The following is a 3,900-nucleotide window of genomic DNA, read 5'->3' on the forward strand; positions in this document are numbered from 1 at the left end:
TTAAATAAATCAATTGATTTTAACAAAGAAATAAATAATTTTATTCAGAAAGGATTAAAATGAAAAAAACCGTGATTCTCGTTTGTGTTTTATTATTTGCATTTTCACAAGTATATGCAGTTTTCAATGATTACATCCCATCTGCGAGAGCGAGAGGAATGGGAAACGCATACATTGCAGGGGTTACTTCACCGGATGCGATCTTTTATAATCCCGCTTGCTTGCATTTCTCTACAAATGGCGTTACTGCCGGTTATGCAAAAGGATTTGGGTTAGACTTTTTTGTTCTCAAAACCGGTGCTTTCAAATACGTTATTCCCAAGATCGGCACTTTTGCTATGGGAATAAAGACAATGGATTGCGAATATCAGGATGTGGTTTTGCAAAGCGAAGGCACGTATTCAATTGCTCAATCCTTTCTCCTCATCGGTGATGTTCACTCGGAATTGTTTCTCGGTTATGCCCTGAATATGTATTACCTGCAATTCAGCGAATCAGTTAGCGGGATGAAACCCGGCGAAGAAATGAATTTCGGTGTGGACTTGGGGGCTGTGGCAATTCTTCATCAACGAACCAAAATTGCTTTTGCTGTGAAAAATTTGAACAATCCGGTTATAGGTGAAGAACAAACAGAAGATTTACCCCAATCTCTAACAATTGGTGTTGCTTACGAGCCGTATGAAGGTGTAACTACAGAGATAAACCTCAAACAAAAATTTTCAGAGAAAACCGAAGTGCATTTTGGCTTTGAATATCAGCTGATAAACAATTTCTGGCTTCGCACCGGTGCTTCTACTTATCCCAATTCTTTTTCCGGTGGCTTCGGTCTTCTTGTTCGCGGAGTCAAATTTGACTACGGATTTGGTACTCATCCGGTATTAGATGTTACGCACCATTTTTCGTTGGGATATCAATTTTAAATTGCAGTTGAAAGAATTAGGAAAATATTATGGCTAAAAAAAATAAAGATTCTTCCCCGAAAAATTCTTCTAAAAATTCGTCGAAAAATTCGCCTTCCCCACTTATTTCCGCAATTATCAAACTCGGTTTTGAATTTTTGAAAAAAGGGATTCACGATTGGGATAAAAAATCCGGAAGCGTGGAACTAAACGTTAAATACAAATCCCTTCAAAAAAAATTCGATAAAGATTTTAAGCATCTAAAAGATAAAATTGAAAAATTGACTTTACGTCTTTACTGGATGAATATGCTAATAATTATTCTCAGCATCTGCGTTCTGATCCAGTTGATTTATATAATCGCAAAAATATAACTTACTAAAAAATTACAGATAGGTTATGATGAAAAAAATACTACTTTTTTTATTCGTTTTTCTTCTTTTTGCAACCTTTGTTTTTGCAAGTAAGGAAAAACTTGATTTGAATAATGCAAATATTTGGCAGATAAAAATGTTGCCAATTACCGAACAGCAGGCAGAAGATATATTTGATTATCTCACTTACATTGATTTTTTTGATTCGATTTACGATCTCCGCAATGTTAAAAGTATTGATCAGAAAACTCTCCTCAAGATTAAACCTCTCGTTTCGATTCATCCATATTCCGATTATGGTAAAATGGCTCAACGGCGCGATCAAATAAATTATCTTCTTCGCAATCTGGCAGCAAATGAAGGCTCACAAGAATCCGTTTCTGATCTTTGGGAAGACCTATTGCTAACTCCTATCAACGTCAATAATACCACTTTTCGCGATCTGCAAAATCTGCCGACAGTATCACCTACCGATGTGCGTGCTGTGCTGGAGCAAAGGAAAATAGATAGTTTTAGCGATTACCGAAACCTGAGACATTCTCCGGATTTAACTCACTATGGGGCGACAAGGTTAAAGCATTATATCATCTATCAAGAGCCGGATCTAACGAAAAATCTCTTCGTTAATTATCGCTTTGAATTTAACAATTCTCCATTTAGCGAGGAAGCGGAAGAGGTTTTTAGACAAAGTTTTACTCCGGATGCTACTACAGAATTTTCGAATATGTGGGACAGGTTGGATTTGAGCAATCCGGCACCTGAAATATTGCATAAATTAAGAATTAGAACTGAAGATTGGGTGAATTTGGGAGTTGGCTCAGTAGTTTTTTTGGATAAAGGTGAAAATCGTGATTTAAACTTCTTTGAATTTCAATGTGATTTTCTAAAAACTATAAAAAGAAATTCCAAAACTTATTTTAATATGGATCTAAAACCGCTTAAAACAAATTTAATTTTTGGAAATTATCGAGTAACCTACGGGCAAGGCTTGATTATGGACAACACGGATTTCTTTGGCAGAAGAAATACCGGTTTCGGATTTTCCAAACGTGTTTTGGGAATTTCCCCAGACCTTTCAAAAACTCAGGAATTCGCTTTAAAAGGTGTAGCAACCGAGTTTAATAACAGTTTTATCAACGCATCATTATTTTACTCGCAAGATAAAAAGGACGGCGTGATTTGGGATAGTAATAATGACAATAGATTGAATAACGAAGATGACCTTTTATATTATATAATTTCCAAACCCGAATTTTCCAATTCCGAACTTATCGGGATTGAAGATTACACAAATAGTGCAATGGGTGATTCCGGTTATGTTAAAATCGCTCCTCGCAAAGATGCTTTTGAAGAAAAACTACGGGGTGGACACTTGGAAATTTCCCCTCTGATCGGTAGCCATATCGGATTTACAGCTTACGAAGCAATTTACGACCGCCATTTTAATATTCCATCTCGAGAAGACCTGCCGAACTGCTTAGTTGACACAAATGAAGTAAATCCCGTCAAATTCAAACTTACAGATAATTCTATTTCCACTTTATATTCCACGATAACCGATGATTATGAGAGAGATTATCGTCGCGTGTATGGATTTGATTGGCAAACTACCTATAACAATTTTTGTTTTCAGGGAGAATATGCCGAGCTGGAAAAAGATGGAAAATTTACCAAACTCGGGGATGATCCAAAAGCAATCGTGGCGAGTGCGTATTTTAATTTTGCAAACCTGAACTTCTTGTTTCTTTATCGAAATTATGATATAGGTTTCGATAATCCTTATGCTCGACCTTTTGCTGAACATGAGCGTTTTGACGGTTCAATTCTGGAAAAACAATACTATATGAATAACCCGTTGGTTTCCGAAATGTACTACAATTCTCCTTGGTCACAGGCAGAAGAAGGAATTTATGTTGAAACACGTTATAAATTTCTGAGGCAACTTACTTTAACAAAAGCCTATCTCGACATGTGGAAAAGAAAATCCGACGGAAGAGTAAGCGTTCGATTTCAAGGAGAGCTTGATTATCGTCTAATTTATCAAATTAGCCTTCGGCTTAAACAAAAATGGCAAATCAATGGAGCCGATGACTGGTTTACTCGCTCGGTTTCCAAAACCAGCGAAACAAGTATAAAATTGAGAAATTATTTAACTAACAGAGATAATCTGTCGTTTGAATACCGTTTTACAAAAGTATGGATGTGCCCTTATACTTCACTTACAAATCCTGCTAACCCAAACCACGGCAATCTCATTCCCACCGCAAATGTGCTTATTCACGGAGATTTCATTGCTGTGAATTATACTCACAACTTCAATGACTATTCCAGAATTGACGGTGAAATTCTTTTTTGGAATGGGCATGGAGTAAGCCATTGGGATTGGGAAGATATGGAAATTGATTTTATGGGTAGCGAAGGAATGAAATATTGGATAACTTTTTACAATCGCTTATCAAACAATCTCGCCATTTCATTTAAATATAAAGTGAAAAATTATAAAGACGAAGAATTGTATTTGCGAAAATACAATCAGCCCACCGGTTATGCAGCCCAGATTAAACACAAAGATTCATCAATAAGAATACAATTAGACTGGAATTTTTAATCAATGAAAGATAGGACAC

General features: G+C 36.2%; 3 protein-coding genes. All 3 read left to right on the plus strand.

What is annotated here, in order from left to right:
- The first annotated feature begins 59 nt into the window (after positions 1–59).
- Genes U9P79_04575 through U9P79_04585 form a run of 3 tightly spaced genes read left to right on the plus strand, consistent with a single transcriptional unit; the run spans position 60 to position 3,881 of the window.
- Entirely contained in the window at positions 60–920 is an 861-nt protein-coding gene (locus U9P79_04575; protein ID MEA2103903.1) for a hypothetical protein, read from the plus strand.
- Positions 921–949: 29 nt separating this feature from the next.
- A complete protein-coding gene (locus U9P79_04580) occupies positions 950–1,273 on the plus strand; it encodes a hypothetical protein (protein ID MEA2103904.1) in 324 nt (107 codons plus the stop codon).
- Between the two features lie 25 nt (positions 1,274–1,298).
- Entirely contained in the window at positions 1,299–3,881 is a 2,583-nt protein-coding gene (locus tag U9P79_04585) for a hypothetical protein (protein ID MEA2103905.1), read from the plus strand.
- The last annotated feature ends 19 nt before the right edge of the window (positions 3,882–3,900 follow it).

The organism is Candidatus Cloacimonadota bacterium (genome assembly GCA_034661015.1).
In the GTDB taxonomy this organism is placed as follows: domain Bacteria; phylum Cloacimonadota; class Cloacimonadia; order JGIOTU-2; family JGIOTU-2; genus JAYEKN01.

Coding starts and splice junctions, on each gene's coding strand:
- U9P79_04575 (MEA2103903.1), top strand. CDS start 60: ATGAAAAAAACCGTGATTCTCGTTTGTGTTTTATTATTTGCATTTTCA.
- U9P79_04580 (MEA2103904.1), top strand. CDS start 950: ATGGCTAAAAAAAATAAAGATTCTTCCCCGAAAAATTCTTCTAAAAAT.
- U9P79_04585 (MEA2103905.1), top strand. CDS start 1,299: ATGATGAAAAAAATACTACTTTTTTTATTCGTTTTTCTTCTTTTTGCA.